This window comes from Roseivirga sp. UBA838, assembly GCF_002296035.1.
Taxonomy (GTDB): Bacteria; Bacteroidota; Bacteroidia; order Cytophagales; family Cyclobacteriaceae; genus Roseivirga; species Roseivirga thermotolerans.
Genome location: NZ_DBHC01000036.1, coordinates 74,841 through 95,849 on the forward strand (window position 1 = coordinate 74,841; position 21,009 = coordinate 95,849).

The 21,009-nt window shown below is 39.9% G+C and carries 19 protein-coding genes and 1 CRISPR repeat array; all 19 genes read left to right on the forward strand.

The annotated features are described in order from the left end of the window. Positions 1-230: 230 nt before the first annotated feature. The 19 genes from B3O12_RS13170 (at position 231) to cas2 (ending at position 17,775) form a co-directional block, all read left to right on the forward strand. Positions 231-698 carry an Lrp/AsnC ligand binding domain-containing protein gene (locus B3O12_RS13170; protein WP_189630843.1) on the forward strand — a complete coding sequence of 156 codons (468 nt, stop codon included), beginning with the start codon at positions 231-233 and terminating at the stop codon, positions 696-698. A 116-nt stretch (positions 699-814) separates the two neighbouring features. Next, the gene (gene sufB / locus B3O12_RS13175) at positions 815-2,260 is read left to right on the forward strand and encodes a Fe-S cluster assembly protein SufB (protein ID WP_189630842.1); all 1,446 of its coding nucleotides are present in this window, start codon (positions 815-817) and stop codon (positions 2,258-2,260) included. A gap of 52 nt (positions 2,261-2,312) precedes the next feature. Continuing rightward, the gene (locus B3O12_RS13180) at positions 2,313-2,744 is read left to right on the forward strand and encodes a four helix bundle protein (RefSeq protein WP_286756611.1); all 432 of its coding nucleotides are present in this window, start codon (positions 2,313-2,315) and stop codon (positions 2,742-2,744) included. A 19-nt stretch (positions 2,745-2,763) separates the two neighbouring features. After that, entirely contained in the window at positions 2,764-3,522 is a 759-nt protein-coding gene (gene sufC, locus B3O12_RS13185; protein ID WP_189630840.1) for a Fe-S cluster assembly ATPase SufC, read from the forward strand. A gap of 2 nt (positions 3,523-3,524) precedes the next feature. Continuing rightward, entirely contained in the window at positions 3,525-4,835 is a 1,311-nt protein-coding gene (sufD, locus tag B3O12_RS13190; RefSeq protein ID WP_286756612.1) for a Fe-S cluster assembly protein SufD, read from the forward strand. A 1-nt stretch (position 4,836) separates the two neighbouring features. Beyond that, a complete protein-coding gene (locus B3O12_RS13195; RefSeq protein WP_286756614.1) occupies positions 4,837-6,084 on the forward strand; it encodes an aminotransferase class V-fold PLP-dependent enzyme in 1,248 nt (415 codons plus the stop codon). Then, positions 6,081-6,518, forward strand: a complete 438-nt coding sequence (locus B3O12_RS13200; RefSeq protein ID WP_286756616.1) for a SufE family protein — start codon at positions 6,081-6,083, stop codon at positions 6,516-6,518. The genes B3O12_RS13195 and B3O12_RS13200 overlap by 4 nt, the downstream gene beginning before the upstream one ends. A gap of 93 nt (positions 6,519-6,611) precedes the next feature. After that, positions 6,612-6,800 (forward strand): four helix bundle protein, encoded by a 189-nt coding sequence (locus B3O12_RS18800; protein WP_414706604.1) that lies wholly within the window; start codon positions 6,612-6,614, stop codon positions 6,798-6,800. 147 nt (positions 6,801-6,947) lie between these two features. Beyond that, positions 6,948-7,268: an SUF system Fe-S cluster assembly protein gene (locus B3O12_RS13205; RefSeq protein WP_189630835.1), complete on the forward strand. Its 321-nt coding sequence runs from the start codon at positions 6,948-6,950 to the stop codon at positions 7,266-7,268. A gap of 92 nt (positions 7,269-7,360) precedes the next feature. Continuing rightward, complete coding sequence (locus tag B3O12_RS13210) at positions 7,361-7,777, forward strand: BrxA/BrxB family bacilliredoxin (RefSeq protein WP_189630834.1); 417 nt, start codon at positions 7,361-7,363, stop codon at positions 7,775-7,777. A 336-nt stretch (positions 7,778-8,113) separates the two neighbouring features. Continuing rightward, entirely contained in the window at positions 8,114-8,941 is an 828-nt protein-coding gene (cas6, locus tag B3O12_RS13215; RefSeq protein ID WP_286756617.1) for a CRISPR-associated endoribonuclease Cas6, read from the forward strand. 263 nt (positions 8,942-9,204) lie between these two features. Continuing rightward, the gene (locus B3O12_RS13220; protein WP_286756618.1) at positions 9,205-11,214 is read left to right on the forward strand and encodes a hypothetical protein; all 2,010 of its coding nucleotides are present in this window, start codon (positions 9,205-9,207) and stop codon (positions 11,212-11,214) included. 12 nt (positions 11,215-11,226) lie between these two features. Beyond that, entirely contained in the window at positions 11,227-12,279 is a 1,053-nt protein-coding gene (gene cas7i / locus B3O12_RS13225; protein ID WP_286756619.1) for a type I-B CRISPR-associated protein Cas7/Cst2/DevR, read from the forward strand. Continuing rightward, positions 12,272-12,946 (forward strand): hypothetical protein, encoded by a 675-nt coding sequence (locus B3O12_RS13230; protein ID WP_286756620.1) that lies wholly within the window; start codon positions 12,272-12,274, stop codon positions 12,944-12,946. The genes cas7i and B3O12_RS13230 overlap by 8 nt, the downstream gene beginning before the upstream one ends. After that, a complete protein-coding gene (cas3, locus tag B3O12_RS13235) occupies positions 12,943-15,213 on the forward strand; it encodes a CRISPR-associated helicase Cas3' (protein WP_286756621.1) in 2,271 nt (756 codons plus the stop codon). The genes B3O12_RS13230 and cas3 overlap by 4 nt, the downstream gene beginning before the upstream one ends. 167 nt (positions 15,214-15,380) lie before the next feature. Next, the gene (locus B3O12_RS13240) at positions 15,381-15,992 is read left to right on the forward strand and encodes a transposase (RefSeq protein ID WP_286756622.1); all 612 of its coding nucleotides are present in this window, start codon (positions 15,381-15,383) and stop codon (positions 15,990-15,992) included. Next, positions 15,982-16,509: a CRISPR-associated protein Cas4 gene (cas4, locus tag B3O12_RS13245; RefSeq protein WP_286756623.1), complete on the forward strand. Its 528-nt coding sequence runs from the start codon at positions 15,982-15,984 to the stop codon at positions 16,507-16,509. The genes B3O12_RS13240 and cas4 overlap by 11 nt, the downstream gene beginning before the upstream one ends. Beyond that, positions 16,506-17,510 (forward strand): type I-B CRISPR-associated endonuclease Cas1b, encoded by a 1,005-nt coding sequence (gene cas1b, locus B3O12_RS13250; protein WP_286745196.1) that lies wholly within the window; start codon positions 16,506-16,508, stop codon positions 17,508-17,510. Before cas4 ends, cas1b begins: the two co-directional genes overlap by 4 nt. A 1-nt stretch (position 17,511) precedes the next feature. Further along, positions 17,512-17,775, forward strand: a complete 264-nt coding sequence (cas2, locus tag B3O12_RS13255; RefSeq protein WP_286756624.1) for a CRISPR-associated endonuclease Cas2 — start codon at positions 17,512-17,514, stop codon at positions 17,773-17,775. Between the two features lie 213 nt (positions 17,776-17,988). Then, positions 17,989-20,840: a CRISPR direct-repeat array (repeat unit 30 nt; unit sequence CTTCTAATCGCACCAAGTAGGAATTGAAAT). Positions 20,841-21,009 lie beyond the last annotated feature (169 nt).

Below are 21,009 nucleotides of genomic sequence, written 5' to 3' on the forward strand. Positions count from 1 at the left end.
ATTGGCTTTATCCCAGAGTCTCCACCCTCGAGAAAGGAGGGCACGGCTGCCTGTTTCGTCATCCTACAGTGTAAAACATTCTTTTCTGTTACTATTCCGTTTGAATGTGATTCAAAGGTAGGTCAAAACTTCATTTGAATAAAATATCAATAACAAAACAAATCAATTATTACAGATTAATTAATAGAATGTATATTTGATTCAAAATTCAATAATTTAAGAAAGCTGATATGCCGGAAAATTACGAAATCGATAATGTAGACCTCAAAATACTGTCGCTGCTTCAAAACAACGCCAAGAAACCCTACACAGAAATTGCCAAATCGGCCTTCGTTTCTAGCGGAACAGTACATGTAAGAATGAATAAGCTCGAAAAGATGGGCGTAGTTAAAGGTGCTTCACTCGATCTTAACCTGAATAAACTGGGCTATACGGTCAGTAGTTTTTTGGGAGTATTCCTTTCTAAAAGTTCGCTTTACGACCGTGTGGCCAGTCAGCTAGTGAAAATTCCGGAAATTACATCTATTCACTACACCACAGGTAACTACAGTATGTTCATTAGAGTATATGCCAAGAATACAGACCATCTTAAAAACATACTGCATGATAAGATTCAGAAAGTAGATGGAATAGAGCGAACCGAAACCTTTGTAATTCTCGAAGAAACATTGAGCAGAAGTATACAGTTAGACGTCTGACGGTGATGCACTATTGACATCCTCTATAAAGTATTGGGAAATTTCTCTGTCAGGAAACCATTACTTCGGTGGATAGGTTGTAACTTTGTGTTTAAAACCAGTCTAAATAAGATTGTATGAGTGACGATAATCAAATCCTTGAAGAGTTTACCTCCAAAGAATACGAGTTCGGATGGACCGTGGATTTGGAGGCTGATGAAGCTCCAAAAGGGTTGAACGAAGATATAGTCCGTTTTATCTCTGCCAAGAAAGAAGAGCCTCAATGGCTATTGGAATGGCGACTCAAGGCTTTCCGGATTTGGCAAAAAATGGAAGAACCTGATTGGGCCAATGTAAAATACCCAAGGGTTGACTATCAGGATATCAAATACTATTCTGCGCCCAAACAAAAGAAAAAACCCAAATCGCTTGACGAGGTAGATCCGGAGCTTCTGGCTACTTTCGAGAAACTTGGTATTTCACTAACCGAGCAAAAGCGACTCACCGGTGTGGCCGTAGATGCAGTTATTGACTCCGTGTCGGTTGCCACTACCTTTAAAGAAACGCTTTCTGAGCTGGGCATTATTTTCTGCTCGTTTTCAGAAGCCGTTCAGGAACACCCGGAGCTCATTAAAAAGCACTTGGGTTCTGTTGTACCTCAGACCGACAACTATTTTGCAGCGCTTAACTCGGCTGTTTTTTCCGATGGCTCCTTCTGCTACATTCCGAAAGGCGTTCGCTGCCCAATGGAACTCTCTACTTACTTTAGAATTAATGCCGCCAATACTGGTCAGTTCGAAAGAACACTGATTGTTGCCGAAGAAGGTTCGTATGTAAGTTATCTGGAAGGTTGTACAGCCCCGATGCGCGATGAAAATCAATTGCATGCGGCCGTGGTAGAAATCAAAGCAGCCAAAGATGCCGAAGTAAAATACTCTACCGTGCAAAACTGGTACCCTGGCGATAAGAATGGCAAGGGTGGTATTTACAACTTTGTGACCAAAAGAGGGATTTGCGAAGGTGATAACTCCAAAATATCATGGACACAGGTAGAAACAGGCTCAGCCGTAACATGGAAATACCCTTCTTGTATACTAAAAGGAGATAACTCTCAGGGTGAGTTCTACTCTGTAGCTGTTACCAACAACTATCAGCAGGCAGACACCGGCACCAAAATGATTCATATTGGTAAAAACACCAAGTCTAGAATTGTTTCTAAAGGAATTTCGGCCGGGTTCTCGCAGAACAGCTACCGCGGACAAGTGCACGTAATGAAACGAGCCACCAATGCTCGGAACTTCTCTCAGTGCGACTCTTTGCTCATGGGCGATAAGTGTGGAGCCCACACCTTCCCCTACATAGATATAGAAAACAGTTCGGCCCAGGTTGAACATGAGGCCACAACCTCAAAAATTGGAGAAGATCAGATTTTCTATTGCCAACAAAGAGGTATTGATGAAGAGTCTGCCGTAGCCCTGATTGTGAACGGCTATGCCAAAGAGGTATTAAATAAATTGCCAATGGAGTTTGCCGTAGAAGCTCAGAAGTTGCTGGCACTAACCCTCGAAGGATCGGTAGGGTAACTCCTGGCTCGTGGTTTTTAATTCATAGTTTATTGTTCATAGACTCAATTGCATGGCTCTAATTAACAAAATAGAGGATTTGAAGGTCTGGCAGGAAGCCAGAGTTTTGGATAAGCTTGTTTTTGAGTTTCTATATAACAATTCATATTTAAAAGATTATGACTTAAAAAATCAGGTCAACTCAGCTTCAGGCTCAATAATGGATAATATTGCAGAAGGTTTTGGTAGAGGTGGAAACAAGGATTTTAGGCAGTTTTTGACCGTTGCCAGGGGATTTTGCGCTAAAGTCCGGTCACAAGTAATAAGGGCTACTGATAGAAATTATACTACCATTGACCAAAGTAATGAACTTCTAGAGAAGCTTGAGTTGGTTACTAAAACGATCAATGGGTTTATCAAATATTTAAACAACACAGACTTAAAAGGAAGTAAGTATAAAGTTGAGGAAGAAGCCTCTGGTTACGGTTTTGACCTTAAACTTTGAACTATAAACAGTGAACTAAATGCTTAGCATAAAAAACCTACAAGCTAAAATTGAGGAGAAGGAAATCCTGAGAGGCATCAATCTGGAGGTAAAAGCAGGTGAAGTACATGCCATTATGGGACCTAACGGGTCGGGTAAAAGTACGCTAGCCTCTGTATTGGCCGGAAGAGAAGATTATGAAGTAACCGGTGGAGAAGTAACGTTTGACGGAAAAGACCTGCTGGATATGGATGCCGATGAAAGGGCTAGAGAAGGTGTTTTTCTTGCGTTTCAGTATCCGGTAGAAATTCCGGGAGTGAGCACTACCAACTTCATGAAAACTGCCATCAATCAGGTGAGAGAACACAGAGGTGAAAAGCCACTGGATGCAGTTTCGTTCCTTAAGCTGATGAAGGAAAAAATGAAGCTTGTAGATATTGACCAGTCGCTATTGAGTAGATCGCTCAACGAAGGCTTTTCAGGAGGAGAAAAGAAACGCAACGAAATCTTCCAAATGGCCATGTTGGAGCCAAAACTCTCTATTCTGGACGAAACCGATTCAGGTCTCGACATTGATGCGCTGCGCATAGTTTCCAATGGAGTAAACGCCCTAAAGTCTAAAGACAATGCCACCATAGTAGTTACTCACTACCAAAGACTTCTGGACTACATTGTGCCAGACTTTGTGCATGTACTCTACAAAGGAAGAATCGTGAAATCTGGTGGCAAAGAGTTGGCACTCGAACTGGAAGAAAAAGGATACGACTGGATTAAAGAAGAAGCTGAAGCCGCAGTTTAAATATGAAGAAATTCGCAGGACAATCCATCATAGATAAACTCTCTGAAAGGTTTGAGGCATCACGGCCGCAGCTTACCAGCAACACGGCTATAGCCGAGATTCGCGAAAAAGCTCTCAACCATCTCGTTCAGAATGGGTTACCCCATGCCAAGGCAGAAGAGTATAAGTTTACCAACCTTACCAAGGCCCTGGAAAAGCACATTAACTTTTCCATGGAAGAAGAAAGTACAGAGGTAAACCAAGGGGATGTTGAAAAGTATAGAATCGAAGGCCTTGAGGCTTATTACATAACCTTCATAAACGGAAAGTTCTCAGAGCAGTTTTCCGATACAATTGAAGAGAATAGTATTTCATTCTCTACCCTTTCTAATGCTATTGCCAGCAATAGCGCATTGGCAGAAAAACACTTCGACAAACTTTCTAAGTGCACGGAAGACGCATTTGTAGCCATGAATGCAGTGCTGGCCAACGAGGGAGCTGTTATTGACATAAAGGCCAATGCAGTTATAGAGAAGCCCGTTTTTATTCAGTTCATAAATACGCGGTCGTCTGACGTTCAGGTCAAAAACCTGATTCGCGTTGGAGAAAATGCCCAGGTAACCATTATCGAAAAAGTGGATACCCTTGCAGCAGAGCCCGGTTTTAGCAACGTGGTGAATGAGATTGAGGTGGCTGCAGGTGCCAATGCCAAGTTCTACAAAATTGAGAACGATAGCCCTACCTCCTACCACATATCCAACATACATGTAACACAAGCCAAAGACAGCACATTTACGGTCAATACTATCGCCCTAAATGGTGCCATGGTTAGAAACAATCTGGACATTAAGCTTAATGCCGAAGGTTGTGAAGCCAATATGAACGGATTGTATCTGTTAGCCGGTAAAACCCATGTAGACAATCACACCACCGTTGATCATACCATGCCTAATGCGCTCTCCAACGAGCTGTACAAAGGCATTATGGACGATCAATCGAAAGGCGTTTTCAACGGAAAGATTTTTGTGAGAAAAGATGCACAAAAAACAAACGCCTTTCAGTCTAACAAAAACATACTCCTAACAGACGATGCTACGGTGAACACCAAACCACAGCTGGAAATATGGGCTGATGATGTAAAGTGTTCGCATGGATGTACTACAGGTCAATTAGATAAAGACGCCCTCTTTTACCTGATGGCCCGCGGTATTAAAAAAGACAGAGCCATGGCCATGCTCTTGCATGCCTTTGCCAGCGATGTTATAGAAAACCTTGAAATTGAGGCCATTCAGGCCTATGTAGAGGCAATCATTACCAGCAGATTAGAGAAATAATATGTCAGATACTTCAGTAGTATCAACGCAACTCGATATAGAAGCCATAAGAGCAGAGTTTCCCGTACTTCATCAACAAGTAAACGGAAAACCTCTGGTTTACTTCGATAATGCCGCAACCAACCAAAAACCTCTTCAGGTTATCAACGCGTTGAAGCATCATTACGAAGCAGATAATGCCAACATACACCGCGGCATACATACTTTGGCCGAGCGCTCTACAACGGCCTTTGAAGACACACGCAAAGCGGTGCAGGCTTTTATTAATGCCAATGAAGCCGAAGAAATTATTTTCACCAAAGGCACAACAGAATCCATCAACCTGGTGGCCTCATCGTGGGGTAGAAAGTTTCTCCAGAGTGGAGACGAAATCATAGTATCCGGACTAGAGCATCACTCCAATATTGTGCCCTGGCAGCTAATAGCCCAAGAAAAAGGAGCTAAAGTAAGAGCTATCCCTGTAATGGAAAATGGCGACCTAGATATAGCCGCCTTCAGTCAACTATTGTCTGACAAAACCAGGCTGGTAGCGGTGAACCACGCCTCCAATTCGTTGGGTACCATTAACCCGGTAAAACAAATTATTGAAATGGCTCATGCCCGGGGAGCAAAGGTGCTGATCGATGGTGCGCAGGCATCGTCTCACCTCCCCATAGATGTTCAGCAACTCAACGCTGACTTTTATGCCTTTTCGGCTCACAAAATGTATGGTCCCACAGGTGTCGGTATTCTCTATGGTAAACGGTCGTTGCTGGAGAAAATGCCTCCATATCAGGGAGGTGGTGAAATGATCAAAGAGGTTTCTTTCGAGAAGACCACTTTTAATGACATCCCGTACAAGTTCGAAGCCGGAACCCCCAACATTGCCGATGTAGTGGCCTTCAAAGCCGCTATCGATTTTATTAATCGTGTAGGTAAAGAGCATATAGCTCAGTACGAAGAACAACTGCTCACCTATGCTACCTCACAACTCAAAAATATTGAAGGGGTAAAAATTATTGGAGAAGCACTTCATAAAGTGAGTGTGGTATCTTTTGTGGTCGAAGGTATACACCATTTCGATCTGGGCATGTGGATGGACGCCAAAGGTGTTGCCGTACGTACGGGACACCACTGTACACAGCCTCTGATGGACAGATTCTGCATAGAAGGAACTACTAGAGCCTCTTTCTCCGTTTATAACACCATCGAAGAAATTGATGTATTCATTGGTGCCCTAAAGGACATAATCAAGAAACTGAAGCCATGAGTCAAAGTATTCAAGACATTCAGAACGAAATAATTGAAGAATTTTCCATGCTGGATGGAGACATGGAAATGACTATTGGCTATGTAATGGAGCTGGGTGAAACACTTGAGCCCCTGGAAGAAGAGAAGAAGACTGAAGAAAACATTGTGAAAGGCTGCCAGTCTAAAGTGTGGCTTGACGCGCAACTGCAAGGTGATAAAATTCATTTTAAGGCAGATTCCAATACAGCTATTACCAAGGGATTAGTTAGCATTTTGGTAAGAATACTTTCTGGCCGAAGCCCTAAAGAAATTGTGGATGCCGATTTGTTTTTTATCGATAAAGTGGGTCTGAACAGGTTTATTGGTACACAGCGCTCCAATGGTCTTGGGGCAATGATTAAGCAAATGAAGATTTATGGACTCGCGTTTGCAACGCAAGTAAAAAGTCAATAGTAAAAGCATCAAGTTCCAACAGGGATTAGATAAACACGCAGCATCTATGGATAAGCCATAGGATTTAGATATTGAGAGTGCTGAATTTTGCCTGTGGCATCTTGGGTTTTGTTCAAAGCTCGACAATTGACTGAGCCCATAAGGGCGATTCAAAACCACCTGATAAGAGCATCAGGCTCAATTAGTGCGAACTATATCAAGGTTAATGAAAAACTTGGAGACAAGAATTTCAAGTTTCGGTTAAAGATTGCGAGAAAGGAAGCCAAAGAAACTATTTATTAGCTGAATTGGGTTTCAACTCATAACGAGGTTAGACTTGAGAAGACAAGATTAAATCTTCTCAAAAAAGCAGAAGAACTTCAGCGAATTCTTTCTGCAACAAGCAACAAATTCTGAATTGGAATTTGACACATTGAAAATTACGAAGGAATGAGTGACGTAATAAAAGAAGGATTAAGAGATGAGGTTGTAGCAGCAATAAAGACTGTTTATGACCCTGAAATCCCTGTGGACGTATACGAACTGGGGTTGATCTATGAGATTAATGTATACCCGGTAAACAACGTCTACATATTGATGACGCTAACCTCTCCTTCCTGCCCTGCTGCAGAAGTATTGCCCGATGAGGTAAAGGAAAAGGTAAAAGCTATTGAAGGAGTAAATGAAGTTGAACTGGAACTCACCTTTGACCCTCCTTTCACTATGGACATGATGTCTGAAGCAGCAAAGCTGGAACTTGGCTTCATGTAGATTAGTTCAAAGTTTCTGGTTCAGGCCGCTTTACAATGAACTTTGAACAATGAACAAATAACTTAAAACATAGAACTTTAAAACTTATAGATATGTATCCAGAGCATTTATTGGTTCCATTTAGACAAGAGCTAACCGATGCAGGCTTTACCGAGCTAAAAACAGCAGAAGCTGTTGAAGAGCATTTCAAAGACCACAAAGGCACCACGCTCATCGTCATTAACTCAGTTTGTGGTTGTGCCGCAGGAACCGCCCGTCCGGGAGTAAAAATGGGCCTTAAGCTGGCCGATAAGAAGCCTGACCATTTAATGACCGTTTTTGCCGGAGGCGATATTGAAGCCACCGCTAAGGTTAGAGAATACCACTTACCTTATCCACCTTCTTCACCTTCAGTGGTGCTTTTCAAAGATGGTGAATTGGTACACATGGTAGAAAGACATCACATCGAAGGAAGGTCGGCCGAAGTTATAGGCAACCACCTGGCCGATGTATTCGAGGAATACTGCTAATTTATTTTCAAATTTTGTGCAGCCATCATTTTGCTGTTGGCATACAAAGTTTCGTTAAGCACTGGCAAAAAGCCTTGTTATTAACACTTCACCCCCATTTAGGGTATTGAACAGTTGCCAAAAGATGTTTAAAATTGAATCAACCTAAACATCTGAAGTAACTCAATCATTCAGAACAGAAAGAGGGCAATCTATAGATTGCCCTCTTTTTATTTCTATGCACCTTTATAAATACCAAGATTTAGGTATTTTTATTTATATTCAATTCAATCATCTTAAACTCCTGTATACACACACTACCCCTTCCCGGAGCGTATTTATTATACTTATTAAACAATGAGATTTAGATTACTTCTGGAAAGAACCAGCAAGCCAGGTTTTATACCTATCAACTACCAATACGAGCTGTCGGCAGCCATCTATAGGATTATAGATCAGGGCGACTCCAACTTTGCAAGATATCTGCATAACACCGGATATGTTGTAGACAATAAACCCTTTAGGCTTTTCACCTTTTCCAGGCTCAATTTTGAAGGCTATAAAATCCATAAAGAGAATGGCCGAATTCAACATGTTGGGCTAAATGCCACGCTGACTGTTTCTTTTTTAATTGATAAAGCAGCCGAAGAATTTATTAAAGGCGTATTCTTAAAGGCCAGCCTATATATAGGAGACAAAATATCAGGAGCACACTATACCATTCGACTGGTTGAAGCGCAAGCCCCAGCCTATTTCTCAGAAACCATGCATTACACCTGTATCTCTCCTGTACTATTGAAAAGAAAAAGGATTACTGGTGGAGAAGATTATCTGTCGCCTACCCACCAAGAGTTTACTAAAATACTAATCAGTAACCTGCTCAACAAAGCACGCGCATTCACCACCACGGTTAATACCAGCTTACTATGGGAAGACCATGCAGAAATTGCTTTCAAGACCAAAGGCGAAATCAAGAAAAACGGGGTAACACTCAAGGCCTTTACCCCAGAGGCGACCAAAATGATTGCTTATATCTTCGACTTTGAACTAACCATGCCTACCTACCTCCACGAAATTGGCTACCATGCCGGTTTTGGCCATTTAAATAGCCAAGGCTTTGGTTGTGTAGAGGTAAGGAACTTCTCTCAAACGCGTGAAGATAAAAACGACCAAAAGAGAATATGAAAATGAGAGATAATGAATATGTAAATTTTAAGGACACAAATGCTAGTTTCAGTCGGCCTGTAAAGCTAATAAGCATGTTTAGGCTTCTCCCTTTGAGTTTCTCTAAAAGCTCAGGCATCACCTTCAATTCTATTCCTCTTTCTTTTTCCACACTTAAACTTCCTTTAGTAAGGTCTGAATCCTTCTTTGGTATTAAATATATTATCCAATTTTCAAATCATAACAAACAATTCCATGAGTAAAAAACTAAATAATCAACCTCTATGGAGACAATAATTTTTAAAACTTACACTGGAAACGCAATGCTCAACAATGCACTAATGACCATTGAAGCATTAGCTGGGCTTAAAAGTGTTAATCAAATCACCCCAAAAGTATTATTGAGTTTATATGAAAAGTATGATTTAAAATCATTGAGTAAAAGAATGAAAAGCTACACAATGCTTTTCACCAAAAATGGCCCGTTGCATAATGATGCCAAAAATGGCTTGAAAATCTATGATGGATTAATGATATCCATTTTTGATAATGTTGAGATAGAGGGTAATTATAAATGCGAAGTATCCGGGTTGAAGTTTAATACTACTTTCGAAAGCCATTTCACAGGGGTTCTTAAAAATATTGGTTTGAATGAAAAGGAAATAGCTAAGAAAGATACCAGACTCAACAGAAATTGGTTTCCTCTTATCGGAGGTCTTGGATCAGATGCCCATGCTTTACCACAAGCAAAATTCACAATTCAAATTCATCCAATATGTGTTACGATAATGCAATTTCTTCCACTTTCAGCCTTACTCTATAAAAGAGGAATATTACTGGTCGATTCTTCAAATTTTGAATTCGCAAGAAGCTTTATCAAAGAAAACGTGAAGAATGTAATTGGGAGGATTGAAACAACCCCTTCCAATCGGCCAATTGAAAGTATAAGGGATTACGCAAAAGGGCATTTTTTACTAAGGGCCATCAGGATTTTAGAAGATAAAGAAATGGAGGATGAGCATTCCGACCTTAATCTTTGGAGCTTTTCCAATTCTGGTACAGGAGCAAGTTGTGAGATAGAGCGAGTACCTAATAGCCTAATCAAGAAGTTGATACGATTGAAACAGGATACCAGAATCAGTGGAGAGCTGAAATGGATCTTAGCTAATAGCGATAGAGCATATTGGTTCTTAGAATGCTTAGAAGAAAACAGGGAGTGGCTTGGGTTATATCCTTATGTTTCTGGCTCTGGAAAAAGGAAAGTTGAGTTTGATGGTGTTTCAGTTGAATTTATAGAAGCATATTTTAAAGAAATAGACAGTACTCAAAAGATTCAATATGCCAAGTATTTAGCTGGATTAATTGATAAATACAAAACTGATGCTTTTGATAAATATTTAGGAAAACGAGAAGCCTACAAAGAACCAGGGTTTAAAGAAGACTTATTTGTTGTACTGATAAAAGCAACAGAGAGAGGTGAATGGGATTTACGACATCATTTGCAAATTCTTGATGATGCAGAGCAAGTTCCTATTAGAAATAGTTTTTACAAAATACTCAAAATCACTCACTTCTACTATTATAAAAAGGTTTTCGCTTCTAAACTACCAACTCTTGATAATAATAAGTCTAATGCAGAAAAAGTCTGTGAATGGCTCATTGCATATATTCAGCAGGATACCAGAAGGGAGTCTATTGTGAAAGATTTACTAAGTAGTCAAAAGTATTTGGCGACTAATTATACCAATATTTTTTACCGTGCATCAGAAAAAGATGTATTGGATTTTGAAAGTATCTATTACGCATTATTTGGTAATTCTTACAGAAGTTTCAGAATAGGACTAAATGGTTTGCTGAGAATATTCTTTAGTCAACCAATCCAGGAAATATTTCCAATAAAAGCATTGGAAAAGCCTGAAAGTTGGGAGTTAACAGGCTCTACAAATAGCTGGCTAAAAAAAGTCAGAGGCTTTGCTGAAGATTATCAAACCTACTATTTCAACAAGTATGAAGACAGGGAAACTGGCGATAAACCAATTGATAAATTCTTAGGCTTAGTGAAATCCATTCCGAATGAAAATTCAAAATTCCTAATCTGGTTCTATGAAGCGATTGAGAATATTAACGAATTCTTGAAGACTTCAACAGATGATAATAACATTAGCGATAAATGGTCTGATGCTTTGCTTTATTCACCTGATGGTGAATATGCTCTTTTAGTTGCAAAATTTTCGATCAAATTCACTCTTTTGAAGCAGTGTCATCACTTTAATGAGTTGTATATCAATAACTAAATCAATTTTATAATGGCAAATCTTAAAAACATTGCAGGTGGACTTCTGATAGACGCATCCGCAGCATTTCTAAATGGTTTTGGCCTCAAAACTCAAGAGGATAAAAATGAAATTATTCCTAAAACTTTCAGAACAAAGGTTAATGGTCGATATGAACAAGTTCCGTATGTCTCGGCCCAAGCATGGCGAAGGTGGTTGAGAGACACCACAAATGAAGAAAATCAATGGGAGCCAAGTGAAATAGAAGCAATAGGCTTTAATGCGAAAGGATCGACCAATAAGGTTTCTAATAAACTGAACCCAATTGAATATGCTGAGGATGATATTTTTGGATATATGAAAGCAGGAGGTAAGGAGAAAAATGAGGAGGGAAAAGAAATAAAAGCTGAGAGCCTCCAACGAACTACTGCCTTCAAATCATCCATTTTAAAGGGCATTCCTAATATGTATGCTTTCACCACTGATGAAGGTACAGTATTTCCTAAAAATGGAACTCCCTTGAGATATTCTACTCAATTCTATTCTAGTCACTTAGAAGGCTTTTTTAATTTGGAATATTACAGGCTTGGTGTCTATGATAATCTTGGAAGTCACCAAGAGCTCTCTAAGGAATTTGTGGAAAGGTATAAAGACAAATTTGAAATATCTGATTTATCAAACCCTAAGCATAAACGTTATACCCTGAAAGATGCCGAGAAAAGACGGAAAAATCATGCTGCTGGTCTTTTGAAGGGACTGGCCTTTTTAAGGGGTGGTGCCAAGCAAGCTGCTTTTGGTTCGGATGTCACTCCAAAAGTTTTAATTCTTGCAGGAATGGAATCAGCCAATCCCGTTTTTAACAACTTATTTGTAGGTACTGGTGAAAGGCCAGCCTTGAATATCGACACAATTAAACAAATCCAGTCTGACTTCAAATCCAAACTTGCGACTGATATATACATTGGAATTCGATCTGGATATCTACAAAATGAAGGTGATGTAAAAGAGTTGGGTGAAGGCTTTACTATAGACTCTCCGCAGGGTGTAGTAAATAAGTTCATAGAAAGCCACTTGAAGAATGGATAAAGTTCTGGAGATTCATATGACTGGCTGGACAGCCACTCCCAGAATGCCCTTTGTCTTATCTGGTAATTCAGTCTGTATGTCTGTGCCATCATATTCATTACTGCTAGGGCTTATTGGATGCTGCTTGGGAAGAAATGTTGATTGCACGGAAGTGAAAATTGGTTTTCGGTATTCATTTGATTCGGTTGCAAAAGATTTAGAAACCCGTCAGCGTCTGGAATTTGATGGAAAGAAAGTGAAGCCGCATACTAAAGGATCGGATGCTTATTTGAGAGAGTTTCATTCATCGCCCAAGCTTACTCTATGGATTGATCGGTTGGATTGGGAACATTACTTTCTAAACCCGGTAGGTACTCCTTGTCTTGGGAGATCCCAAGATATTTTAAAAATAGAAAGGGTTTGTGTTAGACGAGTCAGGCAAGTTGATGAAGCGACCATTTCGGGTTGTATGATTCCATTCAACTCGGATTTAAAAGCTGGAGGGCAATTGGTGCAATTAGCGGAAGCATATCGAGAAAATGAAGAGGTAGGAGGAGGAAGGCTTGCCACCAAAACAGCAATATTTATGGCTATCCCGTCAGATAATGAGGTAATGATTAGAGTTCCTAATCTGCTTCAGATTGAAGGAGAGAATAAAGCATTTTACTTTCATCAATTTTCAGAATGAGCAATTTTTTTAGTGCGTTTTGGGCCAAAAGTGATGGAAAAACGACATTGGAGATGCACACCCGGCATGTAATACAAGCTGGCGAAAATTTAATCCAAAACTTACCTTTCTCAGATTATGAAAAGCACTATTGGAAAGAAAAACTTTTCCGGTGTGCTGTTTTGCATGATTTGGGCAAAATCCATTCTGAATTTCAAAGACGATTAGCTGGTGCTAAAAACACATCAATCAGACATGAAATCATTTCACTCTGGTTTTGTGAAAATTTCTTGGATATTCCTATCGATGAATTGTTTGCCATAGCCACTCACCATAAGGGAATAATGCGAAGTGATGGGGGGAATGGCAGGTTAGAAAAGGTTTCATTGGAATCTTACATGCAGTCGCATCTGGAAAGTGATAGAACTCTTTTATCTGTTGATACGCTCACCAAATGGCTACAATTGATGGGCTTGAAATTGGAAGTATCGAAAGGCTATCCGCATCCTCAAATTTCAAAGGACTTGATCAAGGTATTACATCAGCGTTATCAGGAAAGGGTAGTCAATGATATTGAGACCAGAAGGCAACTATCACTTACCAGAGCTTTGTTAATAGCTGCGGATCATATTGGGTCGGCAAGGTTGGAAAATGAGGTACCACGATATAGGCAATTAAGAATAAAGGACTTTCAACCAAAAGATAAAGAGGGGAATTATTTCCCATTTCGGAACTTTCAAAAGGATTTGCAAAGAGAAAAATCAGATGTGATACTGCATGCGCCTACAGGTGCTGGAAAAACTGAAGCAGCTTTAAGTTGGGTTTATTCCAATCAGTCCAACAATGCGCGTTTGTTTTACTTGCTACCCTATACAGCAAGTATCAATGCAATGGTTGTTCGATTGCAGGAGGTATTTGGAAAAGAATGCGTTACTGCCCAACACTCAAAGACCTTAGATTTTTTTTATGACCAATTATCCGAAGAAGCTTCTAACAATGAACCGATTGACTATGAACAGATAGAAAAGGAGGCCCGATCAAAAAAATCACTTTCGAGTGAATTGTTTTACCCTGTCAAGGTAGCCACCTTACATCAGATTTTGAAAACATCCTTAAAAGGAAAGGGCTGGGAATTAGCCCTTTATGATTATAAGAATGCTCTCTTTATTATTGATGAATTTCATACTTACAATGCGCTGCTAACCGGAATGCTACTGGCAAGTATTAAACTTTTTAGGAAGATGTTTAATGCCCGGTTCTTCTTTATGTCGGCTACCATTCCTGAGTTTATGCTGAAAAACATTATTGAGGTTGTGTTTGATGGTGATGAAAGTAAACTAAAAAGACCTAACCCCGCTATTGATAGTGACCAAGAGGTTTTAGATAGAAAAAGGCATATCCTGCATTGCCAGAAGAGACAATCGATTAAAGACAAAATTCATCTTATAGAGGAATACTTGCATGCTGGAAAAAGCGTGTTAGTTGTTGTCAATAATGTGAAAACGGCTCAGGGACTATTAAGGGAAATACTTATTGATTCTGATAAAGTAGCATTGCTACACAGTGGATTTCACAAAAGGGGTAGAATTGAAATTGAGAAAAGAATCACAAGTAAGGTTTCAGAAGAACGTCCTCAACTTTTGATCGCTACTCAAGCTGTAGAAGTTAGTCTGGACATAGACTATGACATAGCATTTATTGAAAATGCTCCGATAGATGCGCTAATACAGCGATTAGGGCGTGTAAATCGAGCTGGCAAGAAAGAATTGTCCTCCATTTACCTTTTTGAAGAAATCATCGGAAATACGAAATATTTCTATGATCAAGAAGTGCTTTCTGATACATGGAGAACTCTTTTAAACCTTGATGGACATGAGCTTTCAGAAAATGATCTGGTCTCAGCTTGTAATCAAGTTTATAAAAATGGCTACAACGATAATCAGAGGAGGGACTATGAACTTGGTTTGAGAAACTCGACAATAAATCAGTTTGAAACGGATTGGATTGCGGGAGACTGGGAAGACTGGATTGAAGATGTTTTAGAACAGAACAATCAAAAGGTAGAGGTTTTGTGCAAAAACTTGATTGATGAATTTGAAGCTTTACGTATTCAAAAAAGATATATTGAGGCTAATCAACTCTTAGTGCAGGTTTATCAATATGAATTAAAAACAACAAATCATTCAAAAGACTTGCGAAATAATTTAATTGTGGCGTTTGACTTTAAATATGAGGACAAAATTGGTTATGTTAAGGAAAGGGACTCTATTGATGAGAGACTGCTTTAAAAGTTATCTCTACCCTAAAAAAGCTAAACAAAACTCATTGACCTAATGTCTCACTATGACTATGAGCATCAGGTTCCCCAAACCAACAGATAACTATAAGGTTTTTTTGAATACACTCAGGCCATCAAAACTTTAAAACCTGATAATCTGATTGAAATAGCACCACCATGCCAGACCATAGAATACCATTAGAGCCAGAACGAGTTTACCATGTCTACACTCATGCCAATGGAAGCGAAGATCTGTTCCGTTCCGATGAAAACTATCGGTATTTTCTGGAAAAGTACGCCACATATATATACCCCATCGCTGAAACCTTTGCCTATTGCCTTATGCCCAATCATTTGCATTTGATGGTGCGAATAAGGGGAAGGGAGAGTTTATCATCCCTTCAAGGGTTCAAAACCCTTGAAGGGATGGAATTATCCAACACGATCAGCCGCCAATTCTCTCATTTGTTCAATGGCTATACCCAGGCCTACAACCGAATGTTCAATAGAAAAGGCAGTCTTTTTATCCCAAGGTTCCATCGAAAACTAATCGACTCCAATACTTATTTTTCCACCCTTATCGCCTACATACACAACAATCCGGTAAATCACGGTTTTGTTAACAGCGCTGCCGATTGGCCTCATAGCAGTTGGAAAATCTATACAGGCAGCAAACCAACCAAACTTGCCAAAACCGAAGGCCTAGGTTGGTTTGGCGGTCAACAAGAATTCCTCGAATTCCACCTAGGCGTAAGCAATCGAAACCTTCTAACCGACTTTGAATTCTAAGCCAGTAATGCCCATAACTGCCACACATATTGCGTACTTCCATACCTGCCAACGCAAGCTTTGGCTATTTCATCACGGCATACGCATGGAGCACAATTCAGAAATTGTGGCAGAGGGTAAGCTAATTGGCGAAAGCAGCTATCAGGATCGTGCCACCAAATACACAGAACTCGAAATAGATGGGGTAAAAATAGACCATTATGACCCCAAGAATAAGATCATACATGAGGTAAAAAAGTCCAATAAGGTAGAACAAGCCCACATAGCTCAGGTGAAGTACTATTTGTATGTGCTTCACAAAAATGGAATTCAAGGAGCCAGTGCCATAATTGAATATCCTAAGTCTCGACAAAGACAGACCGTTGAATGGGAGAATGGAGATGAAAATACCATCCACCAATGGCTCAGAGAAATTGATGTACTTTTGAACTCTGCGCTATGCCCTACCCTACTCAACAAGCCCATTTGCAAAAAATGCAGCTACCACGATTTCTGTTATATCAATGAACCCCTATGAAAAAAGCCTACTACCTGTTCAACCCTGGCAGGCTAAGCCGCAAAGACCATACGTTAAAATTTACTCCTGTGGACGAAAAGAGAAATGAAGGTACTCCAAAGTACATTCCTGTGGAAGCCGTATCTGAGCTTTATTGCTTCGGTAGTCTGGATGCCAACTCAGCCCTCTATAATTTTCTGGGTAAAGCTGGCATTAGCGTGCACTTTTTCGACTATTACGAACACTACACAGGCAGCTTTCAACCCAAAGAATATCTTTTGGCCGGAAAAGTACAGATTGCCCAAACACTGCATTATGCAGACCCGGAAAAACGGCTTTTACTGGCCAAAAAACTGGTAGAAGGAGCAGCCTTCAACATTTTAAAAAACCTCCGATATTACCTCAACAGGCAAAAAGATGTACACCAACAGATAGGCATGATCAATGCTTTGAGCGATAAAATTGGTTCTACCCAAAACATACCAGAGCTAATGGGTATAGAAGGTAATATCAGGCAAACCTATTATACAGCTTTTGACATTATTTTGAATGACCATGCCATGGAAGGTCGCAGCAAACAACCTCCTCTCAATGAGGTAAACGCATTGGTGTCGTTCGGCAACATGATGTGTTACACCCAATGCCTCGACCAAATTTACCATACCCAGCTCAACCCAACCATCAGTTTTTTGCATGAGCCTGGCTTTAGAAGATACTCCTTGGCGCTAGACATTGCGGAAATCTTCAAACCAATTTTGGTAGACAGGGTCATTTTTAGGGTACTGAACAAAAAGGAAATACAGTCGAAGGATTTCGACTTCCACATGAACAAAGTGCTGCTAAAGGAAGCAGGCAAAAAAACATTCATCAAAACATTCGAAGACCGCCTGAACGAAACCATTCACCACCGTACGCTTAAAAAGAATGTAAGTTACAAACACCTGGTAAAACTGGAATGCTACAAGCTTAGCAAACACATATTGGAAATAGAAAAGTACGAACCTTTTAAAATTTGGTGGTAAAATGTATGTGGTATTAGTATATGATATTGGTGAACGCAGGGTGGCCAAAATGCTCAAGCTTTGTAGGCAGTATTTGATATGGATACAGAACTCTGTTTTTGAGGGCGAGATTACCGAAGCAAAACTGAAGGAACTTATTTTTAAGGCCAAAAAAATCATGAAACCGGAAGAAGATAGTATCATAGTTTTCAAAAGTCGTGATGAAAAGTGGTTGGAAAAGGAAATCGTAGGTCATGAAAAAAATCGTCTGGATAACTTTATTTAAGGTTTAGGTTGTCGATGGGCCAACACCCTTCCCTTTGATTAGGCAGTACCTCCCCTAATACCCTCTAACCTTTGCCCAGACAGATAATTAGGGGGTTGTCGAAGCCCAGTCAAAAACAGGTTATTGCCGATCGACAATAGCCTAGCCAAAAAATCAACACATACACCCTTCCAAATAGTTTAAAAAGGTCTATTTTCGTTGTCGAACCCACGCCTTCTAATCGCACCAAGTAGGAATTGAAATATGAAACGAAGAGAGAACTAAAACAGGCGTAATGACTTCTAATCGCACCAAGTAGGAATTGAAATAAGTGGAAGCTCATTGTGAGGCTGATCAGGCGAAGCTTCTAATCGCACCAAGTAGGAATTGAAATAAACCAACTCCGTAAGGTTAAAACTAGCCAGACGCTCTTCTAATCGCACCAAGTAGGAATTGAAATATTTATATAGGAGTGATGAAGCGAAAGAAATTAAGGCTTCTAATCGCACCAAGTAGGAATTGAAATATGGTCAAGTTTCTCCGGACAAGGCATACAGGTGGCTTCTAATCGCACCAAGTAGGAATTGAAATACAGTGGGTGGAATCTGGCCGCAACTGTTGGTGGCCTTCTAATCGCACCAAGTAGGAATTGAAATAAATTAACTGCGCCTTTATATACGCATTTACTCGAGGCTTCTAATCGCACCAAGTAGGAATTGAAATGTGCTTCAGGTTACAGAATCTGTTGTTGTTATTGTTCTTCTAATCGCACCAAGTAGGAATTGAAATTGTATTGATTGCCCTGGTGATAGCCGGAGGTAGCCTTCTAATCGCACCAAGTAGGAATTGAAATCCAATTCCGGATGCACCGGTGCTGAACTTCATCAGCCTTCTAATCGCACCAAGTAGGAATTGAAATAAGTATAGTAATCAGGAGAAGAATAGGGTTATAACTTCTAATCGCACCAAGTAGGAATTGAAATATGCATAAGACTAGGAATTTTTATTGGTCAGGCTACTTCTAATCGCACCAAGTAGGAATTGAAATCAACAAGGAGAGATCTGGCCAAGCATGCAAGCCAGTCTTCTAATCGCACCAAGTAGGAATTGAAATATTCTACAGGCATACTTAATGATGCCTTTAATGAAACTTCTAATCGCACCAAGTAGGAATTGAAATTTATTCAACTCGATTGCCCTTATGGTGCCCCTGGCGACTTCTAATCGCACCAAGTAGGAATTGAAATAAAAACATGAAGAATGTACTCAAATTGTTTGTGCATCTTCTAATCGCACCAAGTAGGAATTGAAATATGACGAGTCAGTAAGAGAAATAGCCTTTAGTTTGCTTCTAATCGCACCAAGTAGGAATTGAAATCTTTTGGAGAAAGGGGGCGAAAATGCCTAAGACATACTTCTAATCGCACCAAGTAGGAATTGAAATAGTTTAAAGAGAATAGTGCCAATTATTCGGCTCCCCCTTCTAATCGCACCAAGTAGGAATTGAAATTTTGGAAATGGTCAGGTCAATGTTGAGGAGCTCGAGCTTCTAATCGCACCAAGTAGGAATTGAAATCTCGCAAGAATGTTTCCGCCCGATGTCTCGATGTTCTTCTAATCGCACCAAGTAGGAATTGAAATAAGGCAAAAGCTTTTGAGGGACAATGTGAGGGCAATCTTCTAATCGCACCAAGTAGGAATTGAAATCTGTGTTTGCTACCATTTGCTGGTGCATACTGATCACTTCTAATCGCACCAAGTAGGAATTGAAATTCTAAAGTAATGCTTGTAGTGCTTGCTATTCCTGCCTTCTAATCGCACCAAGTAGGAATTGAAATAACACAAGGTAATTAACCCCGTTTATACGCTTCTTTCTTCTAATCGCACCAAGTAGGAATTGAAATACCAGTCAACCTCATTATTGCCATTAAAATATAAATCTTCTAATCGCACCAAGTAGGAATTGAAATACATACACACCGAGCAATGATGAGTTTTTAAGGAATCTTCTAATCGCACCAAGTAGGAATTGAAATCTTATAAGCTCATGTTCATATTGCGTTACACACGTATCTTCTAATCGCACCAAGTAGGAATTGAAATTAGAATGCAAGTGCATAGTTTGAGGTGAAAGCCCTGCTTCTAATCGCACCAAGTAGGAATTGAAATTCAGCAGCTAACCAGTTAGCCCCTGCCGTTGCGTACTTCTAATCGCACCAAGTAGGAATTGAAATCTCGTTGTGTACAAAATAGAACCCATAACAAGCGCGCCTTCTAATCGCACCAAGTAGGAATTGAAATCAATTCAAAGTAGTTACCTGCAAGCCCGTTATTACTTCTAATCGCACCAAGTAGGAATTGAAATAACAACAACAGCGAGACAGAGTTTCAAGGATTCTTTCTTCTAATCGCACCAAGTAGGAATTGAAATGTATTAATAATAAAAAAACGACAAAGCAATGAAAACTTCTAATCGCACCAAGTAGGAATTGAAATTCCGTTATAGTCAGCTCACCGAGCGCGAAAGAAAGGCTTCTAATCGCACCAAGTAGGAATTGAAATCCATCCGCCCTAAAGCCTGCAAAACTTTTAAACAAACTTCTAATCGCACCAAGTAGGAATTGAAATCATTCAGGCCGTCAACATAGCCTTTATCTATTGTACTTCTAATCGCACCAAGTAGGAATTGAAATTAAGGTTCAACCGTTTGGAACATAATGGTCAGTGTCTTCTAATCGCACCAAGTAGGAATTGAAATCTGGTAGCGAACAGAGTTGTAGACAAATTCCCTATCCTTCTAATCGCACCAAGTAGGAATTGAAATTGGGTCTACCACTTTGGCAATGGCATAAAAATCAATCTTCTAATCGCACCAAGTAGGAATTGAAATAAGCTTGCATCATCAAATAACGGATGGATAGTAGGGCTTCTAATCGCACCAAGTAGGAATTGAAATATAGCTGCTCATTAAGAACTTACCCTTGAGCTGGCCTTCTAATCGCACCAAGTAGGAATTGAAATGAATTACTGAGGAAATGGGTCTGATAGGTGAATTCCTTCTAATCGCACCAAGTAGGAATTGAAATGGGCTTGAGAGTGAGAGATATACTAACACGCAAAAGCACTCCCCATCGGAGAGTGCTTTTTAGTGAGTCTGTTAAAAACAGTCTCATAGACACATAGTTGTCTGATCTACATACGTAGCCACGGTCTATTTCTCTACAGTAATGGTGTATTCACCGGCCAGTCCTGCGC

Coding starts and splice junctions, on each gene's coding strand:
- B3O12_RS13170 (WP_189630843.1), top strand. CDS start 231: ATGCCGGAAAATTACGAAATCGATAATGTAGACCTCAAAATACTGTCG.
- sufB (WP_189630842.1), top strand. CDS start 815: ATGAGTGACGATAATCAAATCCTTGAAGAGTTTACCTCCAAAGAATAC.
- B3O12_RS13180 (WP_286756611.1), top strand. CDS start 2,313: ATGGCTCTAATTAACAAAATAGAGGATTTGAAGGTCTGGCAGGAAGCC.
- sufC (WP_189630840.1), top strand. CDS start 2,764: ATGCTTAGCATAAAAAACCTACAAGCTAAAATTGAGGAGAAGGAAATC.
- sufD (WP_286756612.1), top strand. CDS start 3,525: ATGAAGAAATTCGCAGGACAATCCATCATAGATAAACTCTCTGAAAGG.
- B3O12_RS13195 (WP_286756614.1), top strand. CDS start 4,837: ATGTCAGATACTTCAGTAGTATCAACGCAACTCGATATAGAAGCCATA.
- B3O12_RS13200 (WP_286756616.1), top strand. CDS start 6,081: ATGAGTCAAAGTATTCAAGACATTCAGAACGAAATAATTGAAGAATTT.
- B3O12_RS13205 (WP_189630835.1), top strand. CDS start 6,948: ATGAGTGACGTAATAAAAGAAGGATTAAGAGATGAGGTTGTAGCAGCA.
- B3O12_RS13210 (WP_189630834.1), top strand. CDS start 7,361: ATGTATCCAGAGCATTTATTGGTTCCATTTAGACAAGAGCTAACCGAT.
- cas6 (WP_286756617.1), top strand. CDS start 8,114: ATGAGATTTAGATTACTTCTGGAAAGAACCAGCAAGCCAGGTTTTATA.
- B3O12_RS13220 (WP_286756618.1), top strand. CDS start 9,205: ATGGAGACAATAATTTTTAAAACTTACACTGGAAACGCAATGCTCAAC.
- cas7i (WP_286756619.1), top strand. CDS start 11,227: ATGGCAAATCTTAAAAACATTGCAGGTGGACTTCTGATAGACGCATCC.
- B3O12_RS13230 (WP_286756620.1), top strand. CDS start 12,272: ATGGATAAAGTTCTGGAGATTCATATGACTGGCTGGACAGCCACTCCC.
- cas3 (WP_286756621.1), top strand. CDS start 12,943: ATGAGCAATTTTTTTAGTGCGTTTTGGGCCAAAAGTGATGGAAAAACG.
- B3O12_RS13240 (WP_286756622.1), top strand. CDS start 15,381: ATGCCAGACCATAGAATACCATTAGAGCCAGAACGAGTTTACCATGTC.
- cas1b (WP_286745196.1), top strand. CDS start 16,506: ATGAAAAAAGCCTACTACCTGTTCAACCCTGGCAGGCTAAGCCGCAAA.
- cas2 (WP_286756624.1), top strand. CDS start 17,512: ATGTATGTGGTATTAGTATATGATATTGGTGAACGCAGGGTGGCCAAA.